24 protein-coding genes and 1 pseudogene are annotated in these 18,060 nt (G+C 57.3%); 14 read left to right on the top strand and 11 right to left on the bottom strand.

Annotated elements, in window-relative coordinates; translation table 11 throughout:
- Nucleotides 1-151: 151 nt before the first annotated feature.
- Both MRBLRC7O_RS23440 and MRBLRC7O_RS23435 read left to right on the top strand, forming a co-directional pair.
- Nucleotides 152-295 carry a hypothetical protein gene (locus MRBLRC7O_RS23440; protein ID WP_367727712.1) on the top strand — a complete coding sequence of 48 codons (144 nt, stop codon included), beginning with the start codon at nucleotides 152-154 and terminating at the stop codon, nucleotides 293-295.
- Complete coding sequence (locus MRBLRC7O_RS23435; protein WP_367727711.1) at nucleotides 292-528, top strand: helix-turn-helix domain-containing protein; 237 nt, start codon at nucleotides 292-294, stop codon at nucleotides 526-528. Before MRBLRC7O_RS23440 ends, MRBLRC7O_RS23435 begins: the two co-directional genes overlap by 4 nt.
- Nucleotides 529-532: 4 nt before the next feature.
- On the opposite strand, the pseudogene MRBLRC7O_RS23430 reads toward MRBLRC7O_RS23435, so the two are convergent.
- From MRBLRC7O_RS23430 to MRBLRC7O_RS23415, 4 genes and pseudogenes are all read right to left on the bottom strand, one after another.
- Nucleotides 533-637: pseudogene (locus MRBLRC7O_RS23430) on the bottom strand (VapC toxin family PIN domain ribonuclease); the annotation flags it as partial.
- A 26-nt stretch (nucleotides 638-663) separates the two neighbouring features.
- Nucleotides 664-1,368, bottom strand: coding sequence for a HipA domain-containing protein (locus MRBLRC7O_RS23425; protein ID WP_367727710.1), 705 nt, complete (start codon nucleotides 1,366-1,368; stop codon nucleotides 664-666).
- A gap of 29 nt (nucleotides 1,369-1,397) precedes the next feature.
- Entirely contained in the window at nucleotides 1,398-1,904 is a 507-nt protein-coding gene (locus MRBLRC7O_RS23420; RefSeq protein WP_367727709.1) for a HipA N-terminal domain-containing protein, read from the bottom strand.
- Entirely contained in the window at nucleotides 1,904-2,173 is a 270-nt protein-coding gene (locus MRBLRC7O_RS23415) for a helix-turn-helix domain-containing protein (protein WP_060726840.1), read from the bottom strand. Before MRBLRC7O_RS23415 ends, MRBLRC7O_RS23420 begins: the two co-directional genes overlap by 1 nt.
- A 433-nt stretch (nucleotides 2,174-2,606) precedes the next feature.
- Between MRBLRC7O_RS23415 and MRBLRC7O_RS23410 the strand changes: the two genes are divergently transcribed.
- Nucleotides 2,607-2,849 (top strand): nucleotidyl transferase AbiEii/AbiGii toxin family protein, encoded by a 243-nt coding sequence (locus MRBLRC7O_RS23410; protein WP_077998360.1) that lies wholly within the window; start codon nucleotides 2,607-2,609, stop codon nucleotides 2,847-2,849.
- Nucleotides 2,850-3,028: 179 nt separating this feature from the next.
- Here MRBLRC7O_RS23410 and MRBLRC7O_RS23405 read toward each other — a convergent pair whose 3' ends face one another.
- From MRBLRC7O_RS23405 to MRBLRC7O_RS23395, 3 genes are read right to left on the bottom strand one after another with little or no spacing between them, the layout of a single operon-like run.
- Entirely contained in the window at nucleotides 3,029-3,325 is a 297-nt protein-coding gene (locus MRBLRC7O_RS23405) for a PAAR domain-containing protein (RefSeq protein WP_162266713.1), read from the bottom strand.
- A 28-nt stretch (nucleotides 3,326-3,353) separates the two neighbouring features.
- Nucleotides 3,354-4,070, bottom strand: a complete 717-nt coding sequence (locus tag MRBLRC7O_RS23400) for a hypothetical protein (protein ID WP_111791548.1) — start codon at nucleotides 4,068-4,070, stop codon at nucleotides 3,354-3,356.
- 16 nt (nucleotides 4,071-4,086) lie between these two features.
- Nucleotides 4,087-5,079, bottom strand: a complete 993-nt coding sequence (locus MRBLRC7O_RS23395; RefSeq protein WP_111821069.1) for an SMI1/KNR4 family protein — start codon at nucleotides 5,077-5,079, stop codon at nucleotides 4,087-4,089.
- 412 nt (nucleotides 5,080-5,491) lie between these two features.
- On the opposite strand from MRBLRC7O_RS23395, the gene MRBLRC7O_RS23390 reads away from it, so the two are divergent.
- Nucleotides 5,492-5,812, top strand: coding sequence for a hypothetical protein (locus tag MRBLRC7O_RS23390; RefSeq protein WP_111821070.1), 321 nt, complete (start codon nucleotides 5,492-5,494; stop codon nucleotides 5,810-5,812).
- Nucleotides 5,813-5,936: 124 nt separating this feature from the next.
- Nucleotides 5,937-6,065 (top strand): hypothetical protein, encoded by a 129-nt coding sequence (locus MRBLRC7O_RS23385; protein ID WP_306958252.1) that lies wholly within the window; start codon nucleotides 5,937-5,939, stop codon nucleotides 6,063-6,065.
- 106 nt (nucleotides 6,066-6,171) lie between these two features.
- Here the strand turns inward: MRBLRC7O_RS23385 and MRBLRC7O_RS23380 are convergent, their stop codons facing one another.
- Nucleotides 6,172-6,939: a hypothetical protein gene (locus MRBLRC7O_RS23380; RefSeq protein WP_162690851.1), complete on the bottom strand. Its 768-nt coding sequence runs from the start codon at nucleotides 6,937-6,939 to the stop codon at nucleotides 6,172-6,174.
- Nucleotides 6,940-7,083: 144 nt separating this feature from the next.
- Here MRBLRC7O_RS23380 and MRBLRC7O_RS23375 point away from each other — a divergent pair, with 144 nt between their 5' ends.
- From MRBLRC7O_RS23375 to MRBLRC7O_RS23355, 5 genes are all read left to right on the top strand, one after another.
- Nucleotides 7,084-7,323 (top strand): helix-turn-helix domain-containing protein, encoded by a 240-nt coding sequence (locus MRBLRC7O_RS23375; RefSeq protein ID WP_165000616.1) that lies wholly within the window; start codon nucleotides 7,084-7,086, stop codon nucleotides 7,321-7,323.
- 187 nt (nucleotides 7,324-7,510) lie between these two features.
- Nucleotides 7,511-8,077: a P-loop nucleotide/nucleoside kinase family protein gene (locus MRBLRC7O_RS23370; RefSeq protein WP_111791493.1), complete on the top strand. Its 567-nt coding sequence runs from the start codon at nucleotides 7,511-7,513 to the stop codon at nucleotides 8,075-8,077.
- A 243-nt stretch (nucleotides 8,078-8,320) separates the two neighbouring features.
- Nucleotides 8,321-9,391: a nucleotidyltransferase family protein gene (locus MRBLRC7O_RS23365; RefSeq protein ID WP_080864382.1), complete on the top strand. Its 1,071-nt coding sequence runs from the start codon at nucleotides 8,321-8,323 to the stop codon at nucleotides 9,389-9,391.
- 226 nt (nucleotides 9,392-9,617) lie between these two features.
- Nucleotides 9,618-10,001, top strand: coding sequence for an ester cyclase (locus MRBLRC7O_RS23360; protein ID WP_111785391.1), 384 nt, complete (start codon nucleotides 9,618-9,620; stop codon nucleotides 9,999-10,001).
- 208 nt (nucleotides 10,002-10,209) lie between these two features.
- Nucleotides 10,210-10,869, top strand: coding sequence for an outer membrane protein (locus MRBLRC7O_RS23355; protein WP_060723868.1), 660 nt, complete (start codon nucleotides 10,210-10,212; stop codon nucleotides 10,867-10,869).
- Between the two features lie 201 nt (nucleotides 10,870-11,070).
- On the opposite strand, the gene MRBLRC7O_RS23350 is transcribed toward MRBLRC7O_RS23355, so the two are convergent.
- Nucleotides 11,071-11,352, bottom strand: a complete 282-nt coding sequence (locus MRBLRC7O_RS23350) for a hypothetical protein (RefSeq protein ID WP_060727155.1) — start codon at nucleotides 11,350-11,352, stop codon at nucleotides 11,071-11,073.
- The gene (locus MRBLRC7O_RS23345; RefSeq protein WP_077998817.1) at nucleotides 11,342-12,211 is read right to left on the bottom strand and encodes an NYN domain-containing protein; all 870 of its coding nucleotides are present in this window, start codon (nucleotides 12,209-12,211) and stop codon (nucleotides 11,342-11,344) included. Before MRBLRC7O_RS23345 ends, MRBLRC7O_RS23350 begins: the two co-directional genes overlap by 11 nt.
- A gap of 256 nt (nucleotides 12,212-12,467) precedes the next feature.
- Between MRBLRC7O_RS23345 and traA the strand changes: the two genes are divergently transcribed.
- The gene (gene traA, locus MRBLRC7O_RS23340; RefSeq protein ID WP_364653629.1) at nucleotides 12,468-15,743 is read left to right on the top strand and encodes a Ti-type conjugative transfer relaxase TraA; all 3,276 of its coding nucleotides are present in this window, start codon (nucleotides 12,468-12,470) and stop codon (nucleotides 15,741-15,743) included.
- A 45-nt stretch (nucleotides 15,744-15,788) separates the two neighbouring features.
- Here the strand turns inward: traA and MRBLRC7O_RS23335 are convergent, their stop codons facing one another.
- The gene (locus MRBLRC7O_RS23335; RefSeq protein ID WP_150964285.1) at nucleotides 15,789-16,100 is read right to left on the bottom strand and encodes a hypothetical protein; all 312 of its coding nucleotides are present in this window, start codon (nucleotides 16,098-16,100) and stop codon (nucleotides 15,789-15,791) included.
- A 23-nt stretch (nucleotides 16,101-16,123) separates the two neighbouring features.
- Between MRBLRC7O_RS23335 and MRBLRC7O_RS23330 the strand changes: the two genes are divergently transcribed.
- From MRBLRC7O_RS23330 to MRBLRC7O_RS23320, 3 genes are all read left to right on the top strand, one after another.
- The gene (locus tag MRBLRC7O_RS23330; RefSeq protein ID WP_060727159.1) at nucleotides 16,124-16,354 is read left to right on the top strand and encodes a hypothetical protein; all 231 of its coding nucleotides are present in this window, start codon (nucleotides 16,124-16,126) and stop codon (nucleotides 16,352-16,354) included.
- A gap of 461 nt (nucleotides 16,355-16,815) precedes the next feature.
- Nucleotides 16,816-17,340, top strand: coding sequence for a GNAT family N-acetyltransferase (locus tag MRBLRC7O_RS23325; protein WP_060727160.1), 525 nt, complete (start codon nucleotides 16,816-16,818; stop codon nucleotides 17,338-17,340).
- Nucleotides 17,327-18,058, top strand: coding sequence for a hypothetical protein (locus MRBLRC7O_RS23320; RefSeq protein WP_060727161.1), 732 nt, complete (start codon nucleotides 17,327-17,329; stop codon nucleotides 18,056-18,058). The genes MRBLRC7O_RS23325 and MRBLRC7O_RS23320 overlap by 14 nt, the downstream gene beginning before the upstream one ends.
- Nucleotides 18,059-18,060 lie beyond the last annotated feature (2 nt).

Genomic DNA, 18,060 nt, shown 5'->3' with positions numbered 1-18,060 from the left:
CATCATTATGGACGACCAGGGAAGTGTGCTGGAAGTCATAAAAATCGGGGCACGCGGCAGTATCTACGAATAGGAGGCAAATGATGCAAACCATAACCACTCCAAATAGGGAAACGCTCATCGTCCTTCCCTGTCTGAATATGAAAGCCTTGTGGACAGGGCTGATGTCGCATCTGCTGAGAAGATCAAGACTAATATCGCCGCCGGGCATGACGAACTCGTTCCTGCCGTTGTCGTCAATCGTCTTCTTTCCGGCGACAACGCCGTAAAGTCTGGCGCGAGCATCGAAGAATGACCGCCAAGGACCTCGCAACTAAAGTCTCGATAAGTGCGCCCTATCTGTCAGAGATTGAAAGCGGCAAAAAGCCGGAAGCCTCACCGTCCTGCGAAAATCGCTCAGACACTCAACGTCGATATAGACGACCTGGCGTAAGCATTGCATCGCTATCAGGCCGAGCAATTCTCACGCCAATGACACTTGACTCCGCTCGGCAACTGCCGGGCATGATGCGCATGCCTGTTGTCTGAACAATCACCCTTGCCACGGATCGACAACGATCACGCCCGTACCATCGAAATCCCCAACATTCCGCGTCACGACGGCAAGGTTATGAACAAGCGCGGTCGAGGCGATCAACCATCGCCACTCCATACGGGGCCATCTCATCGGCCACCTGATCGCTCCTGAATTTGTCTACACCGCTTTCGAACGTTGTGAGTAATTCTCTCAAGGGTCCTCGTCGGATCGCTGGAGATGCCAGCGATATGCGGTGCTACCTCATCGCATGCGACGCTGACCAGTTGTGCGAGTTCCTCCACACGTTTCAGTGTCGATGCGCCGCTCAGTCCAATGTCATCAGCCAGTGCCTGCCAATCGGCACGCCGCAGGTCAGGCGCACGGAACCGACCGGAAACCCCCTGCGGCAGGCTCTGATCTACCTGGCCATAAACGGCAGCGCACATCAGGTCATAGAGCGGAGCCATCTTCGCGGATCCACCGGCACCGATCAGGATCGAGTAGTTTTTCGCATGCGAGTCAGAATTACAAATCAGGACATTGAAGATCACCGCGTCGAGAAGTTTCAGCCGTTCGCCAGGCGAAACAAGATCGCTGACAGCATCAAACATCATCTTCATGGTCACGCCCCGGCCGGTCGAGGATCGCTCGTATTTCTGCGAGGGGAAATGTCCTGTTAACTGGCAAAGATCTTCCTGATGCAGCCGGCGGATTTCCCCTTGCGGATCGGTGAAGCGATCATAGCGTTTCACAAGAAGATAACGTCGCTGGCCAGCCACTCCGATCGTCGCCTCGGCCGCGTCCAGCCCGCAGGCACGCGCAAGCGACAGGCAAAACGCCTCGTTCTCCACGCTCCCTGCAAGACGTTTCGTATCCGGCTTCAGGATATGCGTGGATGGCGTCCGTCCACCGGAACTGAAATATGGCCATCCCCGTCTACAAACACCGGCAGTTTCTCCTGGACGCCCGCAAGCGACATGGAAACACCGCGCTCTCCGGCCAGAAAAGGTCTGGCAGGAAGTTCATTGAGAATACGCTCCAGTGCCTGCTCATCCGGCACGGGCTGGAGGTTGACACCCGCTTTCCGCGGCTCCCCGATCGACAGCGCCCCCGCCGTGTCACGTCCGATATGACCAAGCAGACCGACAATGTCCTGCGGAGAAACCTTGAGCCGCTGACCGATCTCGGCAAGATGTGTTTCCGGAAGCAGATTGGCAAGCCAGGGCAGCAGCTTCGCAGCACCCACGGGCCCGGAGCGCAGCGGCATGGTGAGCGACACCGGAAAGGCCGTGCGCCGTGCTTCCCAGCCCGCATCGTAGTCCATCCTCCATTCGCCTTCAAAAGTCAGACGGGCGACAGGCAGCGTCTCGTAAAAGATGGTCGTCATCAATCAGCACCGAACGTCGGCAGGAAGCTGAGGTCATCGTCCAGCGTGGATGGAGCAGCCCGAACGGTCCGGAGATCGCCGATCTCGATGCCGACGGTGCGCGCGACGATCAGCGCCTTTTCGAGCTGGCAGCTCGGTTTGCCGGATTCAAGCTCGACGATGAAGCGTTCACCCGTTCCGGAACGGGCAGCAAGCCCGGTTTGCGTCCAGCCAAGCGCTTTGCGTCTTTCCCTGATAGCAGCGCCGAAATCGCGCGCAGACCTGAACATCGTTAACCTCCATCGGATTACTTACCGTACAGGAAGATTTCCAAGAGATCAATATGCCGCTTCCCGATCGGTAAGTTTGACTCCCTGCGGTATTAAATCATCCTGATCGGGAAATCTCGCGCCCAGGGAAGCATCCTTTGAAATCCCCGACATGTATGGCCCGGCAACCCGTATTCCGGTTTGGATGTTCGTCAGAAGACTCAACCCAATTGAGTAAACCGGGATATCTCAAAACCGCCTCGCCATCCAATGGGAGCGACGGACCCGCCTTTGTGTGACCGGGTTTGACAAATGAATTGAACCGGAAGCGGCCACCAACCTTTGATTTTGCGGTCTCGATCAGCGACAGAATGGCGGCCGCCTTCGGTGCCATGAGGCCGCACGCCCGGAAGCCGGCGTTGCAACCTCCGCAGCTGGCAAAAGGCGCCTTGGAATGGCCCCACTACAATGGGTCAACCAATTGGGGAACCATCGATATCGCCCCATTAAAATGGATCAATATATGCGAATTGCCGCCCAGAAACAGGCGGGCTATCATTTCGAGTTGAGGGGCGGAACATCGCTTTCCAAGTGTTTGGGGATAACTGACCGCTTCTCCGACGATATCGATCTCAGGATAAATCCTCCTGATGATATGACCGTTGCCACCGGTCGAAATCAGGACAAGCCCAGGTAGATCGAAAGCCGGCGCAACTTCCATGACGGCTTGCCGCCGATATCCCGCCCGATGGAAGCCATCAAGCGGGATCATGTCTTCGATGATGAGAAGTTTCGAAGCGGAGGAGGTCGAGGTGCAGTTCATCGATCCCCGAGCGAATGTTATCCGGGCTGTGCAGTTTTCCCGAGCCAGCTCTTTCAGTCGAACGTAATCCAAGGCACTCCTTGCACCAGCCTTCCGCCATGCGCGCAGGAGTCGCCAATACGGGCAATCCTCTTGCCCTCTATCTTGGCGATCGAAGACCCACCTGTGATCTTGTCTGATGTCGTAGGCACTCCAGTGCAAAGCAGACTGTCACCGATCGTGGCCACGGGTACGCCTTCCACCGTTACAAAATTTTGCTGTGTAGAGACGACCGGTCCGCCAATATGCGGCCGAGGCCCAGGATCTATCATCGGGCAGACGTGCCAGTGTGCTTTCAACGTTACGGGCATTCCAGGCAAAGTAAACCTCCTGAGCTTGTCACGAAAGAGCTGAACGGTCTGGCGGAGTAGAAATTATCGGGATATCGGGATTAATCTCGATGAGTCTCGCGGGCGATGTCGTATCGCTGCAATCCACACTGATGTCCAAAAGCAAGCTTGGCAGTGGACTCGATGCGCAGAGCTCTGCCGCCGTACTGATTATGCGCTCCTTGATCGCGACATCTGGACGCACACCTTGCGGAACGGACTGCCACCTTGCGTCGACCATCTTGCCGTCGCGAACCCTGACCCGCAACTCTGCGTGCGAGGCTAGATCAACTGCCGGGAAGAAGTGCAGGAACGTCGGCACCTGCCCAATCACGAAGGCTTCCAGAATGATAGCCATACGGCTTGTCAATGACGCGAGCATTGCTGGTATCATTGCTGCCGCTTCAGACGACTCCATAATGCTAAAGGTCGGTACTTCCTTCCAACTGACCGGGCCAATCTTTGGGAACACCCGACCCCCGCGCAACTCGATGGTATGCAGGGCAATCTCCGGTATGGCGATCGCCTGCTGTTTCCAGCGTGCTCGATCGGAATTCCCGCGTAAAACCACCTCGATTTCGTCTGAACTCAGGGGAAGAGATGCTACAGGATGTGCCAGTGCAAATTCCTTATACAACGGAGGCCAGTTTTCGAACGCGGTCGTGATGATGTCGTCGGTATGTCTTTCCGCGACCGAACTCAAATGCGTATAAGCGTCCTGAAGCATCGCCCCCTCTCCAAAGTCAGAGATAATCCGGCGTCAGACCAGCCAGGAACTCATCGAAGTCCTTCGCGACTGTTCCGACCTGATCCCAGCCGTAACCGGCATCGCCGAAGGTTTTCGCCTTGATCACTATATAAAGAATACGTCCGTGGGTATCTGCATTCAGATCGAGTAAGCAGTGACCATAACCGCTATCGAATGTCAGGGGGTAAAGGCCTGCGGGCAGTCGCTCACCGGAGTTTCCATATAGCGGGTCAATGTAACGTTGGCGCGCCTCGATCATTTTGCCGGGACCGGCGATCGCATTGACGTCGGCTTTCTTCTTTTTTCCATCAGGGAAAACGACTTTCGTCTTGAAAGCAAAGATCTTCTTGCTGTTAAGGTCGCGGCTTCCGTAACTTAACCAGAAACTTTTAAGCGAATCCGGCAGGGTGACGCCTTCCGAGCGTTCAAATTCGTCGATCTCGGTATTGGCCACCGGCTTTTCCGCACGACCCATTTCATCAGGCTTGTCCAGCATATCCTTCAGGGCTGCATCCATTATTCTAAGAACCTCCAATTTACTTACGCTATTTATCGCATCATTCTTGTCGAGATTGTCTGGTGCTCCAAGCCGATCCGATAACGCATCCAGAAAGCCGGAGGGTCTTGGCGTGTTGTACGCGCACGCCTTGTGTCCATTCGGACCAGCGGCAATCCAGAACGACAGTAACTCCGCGCCGCCTTCCCCCTCATGGCGCCACCCCACGACATCAACAGAACCGCCATTATAACCGACGAAGCTGCGACGCCACTCATCAATGTCCGCATCGGTTAAACGCTTCCAGTCGAGTTTGTCGCCGCCTACCATCGCTTCTTGCACAGTGGGCGCTTCACAGACGGTGAGAAGGCGCTCCACCGTCATATCCGCCGGCGTGGCCGCGGCTTCCCCGAAACTCAACAATGCGGCAAGGCAGCTGATTGTCGATACCTTGAGGTACCGACGCCGGAACGTGCACGCTCCGTTTTTCATATCGTCACTCCGTTTTGGTCTCACCGCCATTTTGTCGCTGTAGACAACCTCCACGCCAAACGATCCCCCGGGAGGTCGCAGACTGATCGACGTTCGCTTTCCGGCAATCTCCGCGCCGATAATCTCATTTTGCACAAGCGGAACGCAACCCCGGATTTCTGCACTCAGCACTCAGCCATCGACCGTCCAAAAAAAGGGCCAGCATGATGCACGCCTCATATTTTACTTCCGGAAAACCAACCAAAGCTATGATAGAAATAGGAATAATTAAGAGATAACGATAAAAAACCTCACGTCTGTATCCACGCGCCGTGATGCATCGGCATCACAGCCTGGCGTCAACTTCGGGGCCTGAAGCTTACCTCGAAGGTCTTCCATTGACGCCCGTCAGCCGACCCGGCACCCTCGTCCCATGACCTTGACGAACAGTCTCATTGCCGAGCTCATCCGCGACGCCAACAGGCTCGATCACCTCGATGGCTATCAGAAGCGGCGTATGCTGGAACGGGCCGTCACAACAATCCGCGACATGCGCGAAACAATCGGAATTCCATCCGGTCCCGGCCGTGACAGTCTCGTCGACATCCACACCGTTGCCCTGTCAATCGAACGCGGATGGCGCAGCGATGAAGAGGTGCGAAGCGCTCTGCTGCAGGCAGCCAGCATGATCCGGGATTTGCATATCGTCCTCGACAGCGAAACCGAAATCAGCCTCGTCAAGCCAGCCAGTTGAGGGTTGGCGCCATCTTCGGATGGCCAAATGCAAAATGATACCAGCAATATTCAGTTCGCAAACATTAGGGTTTCATTAACCATACGGAGCCACCCTTCCCTCACAGCAACGATGGAGGTTGGCTATGGCCTATGACTGGAATCGCAATGAACGCGACGGCAGGTTCGATGAACTGGCGGCAGCTCTGATATTCTTCACCGTCGTCACTCTGCTTCTGGCATCCGCCTGTCTGGTGACAAGCTTTGCCGCATAGGCAGGGCGTGGCGTGCTTCACTGGCTGACCATCGCAGGGCGCTGAAGGCCCGGCGACGATACTGTGTGTGTCACCACAGACCGCTGCCGAGCCTGCTTCACGCCGCTCACACGGCAATCCTGTCCCTTTCCTCCTGAAACCGCCTCTCGCGTGTTTTCGGCCTCAGCAGGCGGATACGCGACTGCGGTTCGATCACAGACCAGTGCGGCTGGATCAGCTCACGCAGCATCTTGCGCAGTTCCGGCCAGGGGGTCTCTTCATTGCGAAGCTCCGGATCATACATCACCAGCATGCAGTGAAGCTTGGCGGCAATGTCGTGGATGTAATAGGGTTGCAGCGAAATCAGGACACGCCCGGCAATACCCTCGAACCGGGCAAGGTCCTGCGCCTTCGCAAGACTGGCGCTGTAACCGATGCGACGGTCAGCCGCATTCCATGCCCGTCTCAGTCTCAGCAACTCCAGACGCGCGCTCTCTGCCGCATCAGCGCCAATCCGCGGCGCAAGTTCCCTGATCTCCCCGAAAGAGGATACCGTCCCGACCGATGGACCACCATCGTCAACTGCAATCACGACAGCAGGACGACCGCCGGTCTCTTCCAGCAGTCGCGCCTCGAGTTCCCGGCATTCCCGCTCGGCGGCAAGCCGCTGCTGATACATGTCATACCAGTCCGGCCACAGTTCCTTGGCATGCACCGGTCCGGCAATGGTGCGCGAGGGAAGATCGTTGAGCAGCATCGGCAGGATCCGTGCGGCCAGCGGCAAAAGATTGCGCCGGTTGATCACGCTTGGCAGGTTGTCGACAAACGTCTCGTTGGGGAATGCATTTGCGCACGAAATTTTAGGTAAAGTTCTGCTATTCTCAGAATCAGCCATGATCCAAGCTCCTGATAGCTAGATTGTGGTCAGGTCGAGTCAGGCGGTAGGACGCCTGATTCGGCCGCCTGCATAACGCAGACATCTGATAGTAACTGGAATTGGTAGCGAAGCAATATTTTTCGCTAAATTATGGCGATTTTCATGTTTTCTGTTCAAGTGAGGATGGCGCGTGCCGCTTTAGGATGGGGAATTGTCGAACTTGCGGAACATGCGGGAATATCGACAAACACCCTGGTCCGCCTAGAAAAAGGTGAGGACCTCAAGGAATCAACGATCGAGAATATACGCTTTGTTTTAGAACAAGCCGGCGTGAAGTTCGTAGACAACGACGTCACGTTTGGTGTTCTCGTCAACAAAGACAATTACATTCCGTTGCCGTAAATCGCCTACACATATAACGGCGAGTTACGGTACCGAGCGAGCATCTTCGCTAAAGAGCGAAATTGCACCTGATCCTTTCCCAAAAATTGCGCCATATCAGACTTTCGAGCGCAGCTCTTTATCACGCGAACAGCGAGATCGGCAGCAGGCGGTTGACGATCGATCCGGTGGAATGAAGGATTGCGCAATGACCATTCATAACAACCTTTCCGGCCACATACTCCTTCTCTCCGGCCATCCCGGCTCTGGCAAGTCCACAATCGCCGAAACGCTCGCGCACTTGCCCGGTGTGCCAAAGGTGCATTTCCACAGCGATGACCTATGGGGTTATATCAAGCACGGCCGCATCGCCCCTTGGCTTCCGGAGTCCGATCAACAGAACCGGATGATCATGCAGATCGCCGCCGACGTTGCCGGTCGCTACGCCGAGGCAGGTTATTTCGTCATCCTCGACGGCGTCGTGCGACCGGACTGGCTGCCGGCCTTCATGGCGCTTTCGCGCCCGCTGCATTACATCGTGCTGCGCACGACAGTGAAGGAGGCGATCGAACGCTGTCAGGCACGCGGTGGCGACAGCCTCGGCGATCCGCTTGTCGTCGCCGATCTTCATGCGCAGTTTGCCGATCTCGGCGTCTTTGAACATCACGTCCTGTCAGTATCGGACAAGGACAAACAGGCTGCCCTGCACTCGGTCATCAATGCGCTGCAATCGACGCGCTTCCGTCTGGATGCATCGATCGATGGCGACCGATAACGCGGAAATGGGTGAAGCACGCGTGTCTGGACCGACAATCTACCTCCTGCGTCACGGCGAAACTGTCTGGAACTGCCTTGGCCGGTTTCAGGGGCAGTACCCTGACGACCGGTTGCCAGGGCAAATGGAAGTCGTTATAAGGGTTTTTGAATTTCCTTATAACGACTGTGCCGATTTATCGCGATCCCGGTTATAAGGAAAAAAACCGTATAATGACACATGTCGCCGCAAGGATCGCATGTCTTGAAACAGATTGACCTCGCATACAGGACAATGTTCGCGGAACTGGCGCAGCGATCGTTCGATGGGCAGTTCTCCACCGACTTCCCTCATAATGGACGGTTCGTGAACGTCCCCGTTAAAGGCAAGGGTTACTGGTACTTCGAGTATCCGACCCCCGATGGTGACAAGCGGCGCTATGTAGGGCCGGAAGCAGACGCGGAAATAACCGCGAGGGTACACGCCCACAGGGAAGTCAAAGACGACCTCAGAGAGCGGCGTCGGCTCGTTAACGCCCTTACACGAACTGGTGGCATGGCGGCGCCTGAACGTTTTGCCGGCGAAGTAACGAAAGCTCTTGCAGATGCCGGATTGTTTCGCCTTCGAGCGCTTATCATAGGCTCGGTTGCGTTCAGCTGCTATTCAGGGCTGCTCGGGGTTCGCCTTCCAAATGCCGCGCTCCAGACGGGCGACGCCGACTACGCCCAGGATTTTGCAATAAGCTCAGAGATTGGGGACAGCCTGCCACCAATCCTGGACGTCTTGCATACCGTCGATCCGTCCTTCAGAGCGGTACCACATCAGGCGGACAAGGCGCGTGTGGTCGCCTTCGTGAACTCGGACAACTATCGCGTGGAGTTCCTGACGGGGAACCGCGGGTCGAACGACCATACGGGCAAGCCGTCACCCATGCCTGCTCTCGGCGGCGCGTCGGCGGAAAACCTTCGCTTTCTGGACTATCTGATCTACGAACCCGTGAGAACGGTGCTGCTGTACAGAGAAGGCGTCAGCGTCAACGTCCCCGCTCCCGAGCGCTATGCCGTTCACAAGTTGATTGTCGCGTCTCGCAGGCGCAACGATGCCCTGGGCAGAGCAAAGCGTGACAAGGATCTTCAACAAGCATCCCTGTTGTCAGAGGCCCTGGTGGAAACACGGCAAGGATATTCGCTCGCCGACGCCTGGAACGAGGCGTGGGAACGCGGTCCCGCATGGCAGGAAGCGATCACTTCAGGACTCGCCATGATGCCGGAGAAAGCCAGGTTGCCCTTGGCAGTCGCGCTCGGCGTTTCCGCCGCTGATCCGGTTAAAAAATGATGGCAACCCCGGTGCAGATGCCCGAACTTCCCGTCCCTCGGGACCGGTTCTGTCGACTTCATAACGGCAGTTGCGGTCTCGTCACCGGTTGACCATCCAAAACTGCGCCTGCTCAGTAACGGACCGTTATTCCGCCGGCGAAACGTACTCGCGAGCCTCGCACGAAACGGCTGCCGCGGCGCTGACGCCGGAACCGGTTTGACGTTTAATCGATACGGAGAAACCCATGCCGACACTTCACGACATCTATCTCGCCTATCTCGACTGCCTCAACCGTCAGGCCTTCGATGAACTCGGCACCTTCGTCGACGATACAGTCGAACACAACGGCCGACCATTCGGGCTGTCGGGCTATCGCGACATGCTGGAGAACGACTTTGCCGACATTCCCGACCTGCGGTTCGAGGCAGAGATCCTTGTCAGCGGCGCGACCCGGGTCGCCGCCCGGCTTTCGTTCGATTGCACGCCCGGGGCCACCTTCATGGGCCTTCCGGTCAATGGCAGGAGGGTTCAGTTCTGCGAGCATGTGTTCTACGAATTTGAGCACATGAAAATCCGCAGGGTCTGGTCGGTCATCGACAAGGCCGCAATCGAACGTCAACTTGGGTGACGGCCTTGGCCTTGCAAAGACATCGGCGGCCGGCAAAGGTCCGTAAAATTACCCTGACGAGCGCGATCGCAAGCGACTTCCCACCGCGCCCGGGCAGCCTCCAGTTTATGCAGACAGTCGCCGAGATCGTGGGCGTTGCACAAAGGTTACATCATTTTTCTGGGAAAACGCATATGAATGATCTCTCATGTAAGGGAGTTCAGAGACTATGAAGAAAATCGTATCGACTATCGCATTCGTGCTCGCCGCATCGACTGCAATGGCGGCCGATGCCGTATCAGAAGTTCCTGCAGCCCCGGCAGCAGACGTTGCACCGCTGTTCAGCTGGACCGGATTTACAGCCGGTGTCCAGGCCGGTTACGGCTGGAATCAAAACGACGCTTCGATCGTGGGCCTTCCAGGTGAAACATCCGCAGACTTTGACGGCGCTCTTGCCGGCGGGTTCGTCGGTTTCAACTATGACCTTGGCAACAGCTGGGTCGTTGGCCTTGAAGCAGACTTCGAAAAGAACTGGGGCGACGATTCCGCCACTATTCTGGGCACAAGCTTCGACTACGGGTTCGACTGGCAGGGCTCGGTCCGCGGCCGCGTTGGCTACGCATTTGACCGTGCACTGGTCTATGGTACCGCAGGCTGGGCCTACGCCCGCGGCTATGCGGAAGTTCCAGGCGTTGCCGACGTGAAGGAAACCTTCAACGGTTACACCGTCGGCGTTGGTCTCGACTACGCGTTTACCGACATGGTGTTCGGACGCATCGAGTACCGTTACACCGACTTCGGCGACAAGGATTTCAATTTCGGCGGCGCTGCAATCAACGCAGATGTCGACCAGCATGCAATCCGCGTCGGCCTCGGCGTAAAATTCTGATCCACTCGGACAAGAAACAGCGAAAGCCCGGCCATCGTGCCGGGCTTTTTCCTTGTCCTTTTCCGAAGGCAGGAGAGCGACAAACCGGGGGTAAACAAGTGCGAGCGACCTGTTCGCCACACCTCATGGCACCACAATGATTGAAAACGCCGACCAGCACCGGACACGGTCAGGCACGCTCCCGCCAACCGCCAGCAAACGTCAACCGTTCCCGTCCGCGTTTTCCTCTTTGAGCAACTCCTCAAGCAGTTGACGATCGGCATCCCGCAGCGTCATCTGCGGCAGCTGACGCCGCAGCAGGTCGCGCAGCATCTGCACGTCCGGTTCCGCGGTTGTTTTCCGAAGTTCGCCGGTCACCCACGTGCCCAGCAGCATTTTCCGCCGTACCTCAAGCCGCCGTTCGCGTGCGGCAAGCCGTGCCATCAGCGAGCGCTTGCGTGCCTCCAGTTCCTCGATGCGACGGGCAACCGGTTTACGCACCATCACGGGTTACCTCGCAAGCTGTGGGGGCCTTCTTCTCCACCAGCCTCACCCGCACCAGATGACCGCCCTCGCCACAGCGCCGGACGTTTATGGCAGGGCAGGCATCGACGAAACCGCCAAGCCCGGCAAAACCGAAGTGGCGCGGATTGAACGCCGGCTCATGCAGGGCAAGCCAGAGACCGACCTTTGCCAAAGGTGACCAGCCGTCCTCCTCGATACTGGCAGACACGGCCTCTTCGATCATCGCCAGCATCTGCTGCTCGACATGGGCGGAGAGATCTGTTTCCCTGCCGGCGGTCTGTGTTGCGTCTGCTGTTGTGGCGGAGAGCCACCGCATCTCTTTGGACGGCCGCAGCCTGTCGAAACGGGTAAAGCTGCTGCAGGCGGCAATGAAGGAAGACGGTGTCTGCCGGCCACCAAATCCGTGCACGGCGATACCCTCCTCACGGATACGCAGCGCCAGCCGGGTAAAGTCGCCATCACTCGAGACGATGCAGAAACCGTCAAGGCGGTTCCGGTGCAAAAGATCCATCGCATCGATGATCATGGCGCCATCGGTGGCGTTCTTTCCCGGACAATTTGCAAACTGCTGAACCGGCCGGATCGCATGATCGCCAGGCCGGCTTTTCCAGCCCCTCATGGTTGCCTGTGTCCAGTCGCCATAGAGACGCCGGACAGTGGCATCGCCGAGCGTCGCGATCACGCCGAACAGCCCGCCCACGATTTCCGGCGAGACATTGTCTCCATCGATCAGCACCGCCAGCCTGGGGCCATGCCCGCCCGTGACGCTGCCTGAGTTTGGATATTCCGCGTTGGCACCTGATCTTGCCCTCGACCTCGCGAACCTGATCGCATCCATCACCATCTCCATTGCTCCCGGTGTCACAGGGCCGATGGTAGCGAGGATCGTTTTGCAGGGCATTCTGGTGAATTCACCATAGAGCCAGCCATCCCCCGTCCCGCTAGACTGAATTCGACAAGGGCGCACTTACGAGTTGCCGCCCTGGCGGCAGGCAAGACATCCAAGGGCTGACGTCCGGTTGTTTCCGGTCACCCGCGGGCGGGATCGGGGCGGAAACAGGTGTTCTGCCGGCGCGTTTTATCGGGAGACCGGCATGGCGATCTATCATTGCAGTATAAAACCGGTCGGCCGCAGTGCCGGCAAAAGTGCCGTCGCCGCCATCGCCTATCGCACCGCCAGCAAAATCCTCAACCAGCGTGACGGCATTACCCACGACTTCACCGCAAAGCAGGGTGTCGTCCATACGGAAATCATTCTGCCCGATGGTATCGACGCCCCGTGGGCGCTTGACCGGTCAGGCTTGTGGAATGCCGCGGAGTTTGCCGAACGGCGCTGCGATGCCCGTGTTGCTCGCGAGTTCGAGATCGCCCTTCCACATGAGCTGACCGATAGCGAACAACTGTCCCTCACACGGACCTTTGCCATTGATCTCGCCAATCGTTTTGGTGCTGCCGTCGACTTCGCCATTCATGTGCCACAGGGCAAAAGTGACGGGCGCAAAAGCGACGGGCGCAACATCCATGCCCATGTCGTCATGACCACCCGGGTGATCACCTCCGCCGGCCTTGGAGAAAAGACCCTGATCGAGCGCGAGAACGCATGGCTGGCCGGCCGTGGCCTGCCGAGCGCACAGATGCAGGTGAAACAGGTGCGCCAGGCCTTTGCCGGTCTCGTCAACCGTCATCTCCTGCGTGCCGGCCTTGATCGCCGTGTCGATCACCGATCGCATCTGTCCCGCGGTCTTGCCATCGAACCGACCGGCCATATGGGCGTGCATGCCGCGCAGATGAAGGAGCGTGGTGTCGATGTCTCCCGATGCCGCATCGATGACGACGCGGCACGGCGGAACGCCGAGCTGATCCGCCGTCGTCCCGAACAGGTGCTTGCCCTCATCACATCAGGCCAGAGCGTCTTTACCCGTCACGATATCGCCGGAACCCTCGGCCGCTACATCACCGGTACGGATGCCTTTCACGCGGCCCTTGCCGCCGTCATGGCCTCACCGCAACTTGTCCTTCTGCAGCAGGAGCAGCAACACCGGCCGGCCCGCTATTCCACCCGCGAGATGATCGAACTCGAACGGCTGATGGCAAAAAGTGCGATCAGGATGGCGGAGCGATCGGCGCATGCCGTGAGAGCGACAACGGTCAAAAATGCAATCGCCCGGCAAAACGAAGACCTCACAGGACGCGGCCTCGGTGACGAGCAGGTGCGCGCCGTGTTGCATGTCACCGGACCCGAACAGATTGCAGCCGTGACCGGCTTTGCCGGGGCCGGCAAGTCGACCATGCTTGCGGCCGCACGGCGGGCATGGGAGGCGGACGGTTATCGTGTTCATGGTGCCGCCCTTGCCGGCAAGGCGGCGGAGGGATTGTCCGCATCATCAGGCATTGCCTCGCGCACACTGGCCTCCTGGGAGCTTGGCTGGGAGAACGGCAAATCCCTGCCCGGCCACAAGGACATTCTGGTCATCGACGAGGCCGGCATGATCGGCAGCCGGCAGCTTTGCCGTTTCGTGCAGCAGGTTGAGGCGCGTGGCGCCAAGCTGGTGCTGGTCGGTGATCACGAACAGCTGCAGGCAATCGGTGCGGGCTCGCCCTTCAGGGCCATAACCGAGCGGACCGGCGCCATCGAACTGACAGAAATCCGTCGCCAGAAAGACGACTGGCAACGACAGGCCTCGATCGCCCTTGCCACCCGCCGTACAGCGCAAGCTCTCGCCGATTACGCCGCTCGCGACGCCATCCGCTTTGCCGATGACCGACAACAGGCCTGTGCGGACCTCGTGCGTGACTATCTCGCCGACCGGCGGGACAATCCGCACCACTCCCGCATCGCCCTTGCCCATCGCCGTGTCGATGTCCGCGCCATCAATGACGCCATCCGGCAAGGTCTGCAGGCAGAGGGTGTTCTGGCAAAAGACAGCAGCCAGTCCCTCACACGGGACGCAGTATCGGTCGGCGGAGATGATGCGGGGCAGACGGATGGAGAAATCATCTACCGGACCGTCAACGGCAAGCGTGCCTTTGCCGCCGGTGACCGTATCGTCCTGCTGCAGAACGATCGCGGGCTCGGGGTCAAGAACGGCATGCTCGGGACAGTGGACGCCGTCGAACCGGACGCACTACAGTTGCGGCTCGACGGCGGTACAGGCCGACAGAAAAACGGCCGCAGCATCACTATCCGCCCGAAACATTACCAATTCTTTGATCACGGTTACGCCACCACCATTCACAAGGCACAAGGGGCAACCGTCGACCGCTCCTTCGTCATGGCGTCCGCCACCATGGACCGGCACCTGACCTATGTCGCCATGACCCGTCATCGTCTTCAGGCAACGCTTTATGCCGGTCGTGACGCGTTCAACGACATCAACGCGCTCACCGCCGGCATGAGCCGTTCGGGGCTCAAGCAAACCACGCTCGATTATACCGGTACCTTTGCCGAACGCCGCGGGCTGAAGGAGCAAAAGGGTGACGATATCCGGCAGCAGCAGGCGACAAGACAACCCGCCCTGCAGCAGACGGTGGAAGCACAGCGGCAGCGGCAGCAACAGGCACCGGACACTGACGGGCTGGTACAGGGCGAGTTGCGCCATCACCATCAGCCGCCCGCCGTCCCCGCACCGCTCATTGCCGCCATTACCCGTTACGACAGGACGATCGGGGAGATCGCCCATGAGAAAGCGCTTCCGCATCTGGAAGAGAGGATCGACAGCCTGCGCCCCCTTGCCCGCTACGTCTATCACGATGCCTTCAGCGCCTGCGAAGCCATCAGGCCATGGATCCTCGACCCCGACACCGATCCTGCCACTCTGGAAAGGGCAATCCGGGCGTGTCCCGACCAGTTCGGGACGCTGCGCGGCAAATCGGGCCTCTTTGGCGACAACAGGGAAAGGAAGGAGGCCATGTATTATGCCGGGTCGGTCGCAAGGCTTGTCAGGAGCGCGGCGGAAAGCTGGAGACGGCATCTGAAGCGCGAACGCAAATCGGAAACATGGGAGCGCAAGAGGTGCGATATCGTCGAGGTCCCCGCCCTCACACCGCGCAGCGAGGAGATCCTCACACACCTTGACGCCCTGCCTTATGAGCAGAGGCCGGGTTTCGTGAGGCAGATGATGAACTCGGCGGAAGGCCGCACTGCACTCACGGAAGCGGAAGGCATCGACAACGCCCTGCGAAAACGCTTCGGTACGTCAAGCCTGCGCAACGAGGATTTCGAAAAACTCCGGATCACACCAGACGATGCCCTGTCCGTCGACCGCATCAAACAGGTGACCGGACTGGTCGAGCGGGCCCATCATGCTGAACTGGTCGAAAAGCAGAACCTAACATTCGGCGAGACCCAGGGCCTGCGGATGCGGATGTGAGAACCGGCGCTCGCACGCGTAAAAAACAGGGACAAACGGAAGATGTCACAGCCTGCCTTCGCCAATCCGCCAACAGGGGATCGCAAACAGCAGGAGAAGCGGCCCTTGAAAATATTCCCGATAGCCGTGGAACCGTTCGTCCTTGCCCGTATTCATATCGCGGACGGACCTTTCCCGCCGTCCATCCCTCCTTGCAGCCCTGCAAGGTCGGCACCACTCGAACCCTCCACGCCGGAGGGTTTCTTTTTTGCCGGAGAGTTCCAGAAAGCAGAAGGTCGCAAAAGCCTTGGCCGGCAATTGCCTCACGGTTTGTTTCGGGGCATCATAATCGCGCAGTACCCGCTGCATATTCTTCATTTGCCAACCCCAGGGAGGACAAAATGGAAGGTGCACCCGTACGTTTCAGGGCCATCGAGGACTGTGAGGCCTCGGGCATCCCCATCCCTGCCGGAGCGTATTTCGGCAAGGAAAAAATTCACACAGCAGACAACCATCCCGCCGGACCGGCGTTCCACTACAGCCTCGACTTGACCGAAAATGGCAAAAGCCTCGACGTCACGCCGCTGGTCGAACTCGGAAAGATTACCGTCGTCCGCCAAAGCGCGCTCTAGCAACGCGATCCAGACAGACAGTCTCTGGAGAAACCCTCCAACGTGGAGGGTTTCTTTTTGTGTCAGGCGGGCGAATTGTCCGCAAAGCTGGACAACTTGAATCCTGTCGTCGATAACCACCGCGCTGTCCGGCTCGATCAGCTACCCGGTCTCGCGCCCTGCGTCTTACGGGATCACGCTCATTCAAGGATCGTACATGCGCCCCCCCGCAAATTTGAAAGACAAAACGTTTCCAGGACAACGTCGGAATTCAATTTGCAGCTTACGAAATCATGCGTGATGATATCGATGAATTGGCGGGTGATTTTCGGGGGCGAAATGGATCAGCACAATACTCGTGGCAGCGCGCCTGCTGCCATACGACCGGCACGTTTTAGTGAGGGGATTGCTTGGGTAAATGCGCCATCCAGCAAGATCTTCGCGACATCGAACTCGCCCAGATCATATGAAGGACGCCGCGTGTGACCCTTCACGATCAAAGTTTAGCTGAAAACAGCAATCGGACGAATTCGGAAAAAAGAGGCCTCAAGGTTCGCCTTCTTGAAAAGGTCGACACACCCGCCGTTCGTGAAATCATGAAGCAACACCACGCTTCAACGGTGTTTCGTGACCAGGAATTTTCGGACTGGAAGCTTAACGAACACTTCAGCCTCATTTTATCCCGCCCACCACGCATGATTTGCCCGGTTGCCACGCTGGACGGAAAACCTGTTGGCGTAACCTGGGCAATTGCCGATTCTTATATGTTGAGCGATGGGCCGATATTTGTGACGGTGCACGTCATCGCGGTCGATTTATCTTTGCCGCCTGTTCGCCGTGCCAAGGTGTTTCTCGCCTTAGTCGCGGCTATCAAGAAATGGGCAGCCTCTCTCAACGCCAGCCATTCATTCATACACGTGACAACTGGCTCGCGCATCGAGGCAACGGACCGATTGATGAGAGCCGCAGGGGCAAAATTCATCGGAGGCACGTATGCGTTGGTATAAACGGTTGCGCTTTTACAGCCTCTCTGTGTCGGCTAAGATTTTTTTTACTTGGCTTGTCGCTGGCGTTTGCTGCTGCCTCATAAGCACCCGCGCCTCCGCATCAGATCCCGACAATATAGCCTCAACCAATGCGGTCCTCGAGTCATACATTCTGCGCGCGGCCAAAAAAGGTTCTTTCAACCACAGTTCCCCGATTTTTATTAACGTTAGAGCGGGAATTGGTAGTGATTCATTGTTTGGATATTTATCCCAGTGGTACAAATTCTATGCAGAGTTCTTTAATTTTACGCAGGATCCAAATAGAAATAATATTACAATACTAATTGGAAAAGACGTTCTGAAAGAGGCAAAATCTGGTAAAATTACAGGTTTTGGATCTAATTTTGACGTTGTAAATACTCGTTACGACTATTGTTATGTCGGCGCGATAAATGAAAATAATTCTAAAGACATTTATTATGAAGCTTCAATTTTGATTGACCCAAGCATGGGTGGCGATACAAGAAAATGCCTCTTAGAATCTTTCGTAAGGCTTTTTGGATTTCATTTTTCTCTGACGTTGTTCGTTAATGCGAACCCCCTTTACTATAAAGCGATTTCCGGCAAGTCGATAGATGAAGCGCAACTAAAAGCGTTTCAGATTAGAGAGAAGTGCCGGCCTTCCGTTGAAACCCCCGATTTCGAAGTCTGTGTCCGGAAGGAACTACAATATGACTGACC

The organism is Agrobacterium radiobacter (genome assembly GCF_040801995.1).
GTDB classification, from domain to species: Bacteria; Pseudomonadota; Alphaproteobacteria; order Rhizobiales; family Rhizobiaceae; genus Agrobacterium; species Agrobacterium radiobacter.
The sequence above is the reverse complement of the archived record's forward strand: the minus strand, read 5'-3'. Positions and strand labels throughout refer to the sequence as shown.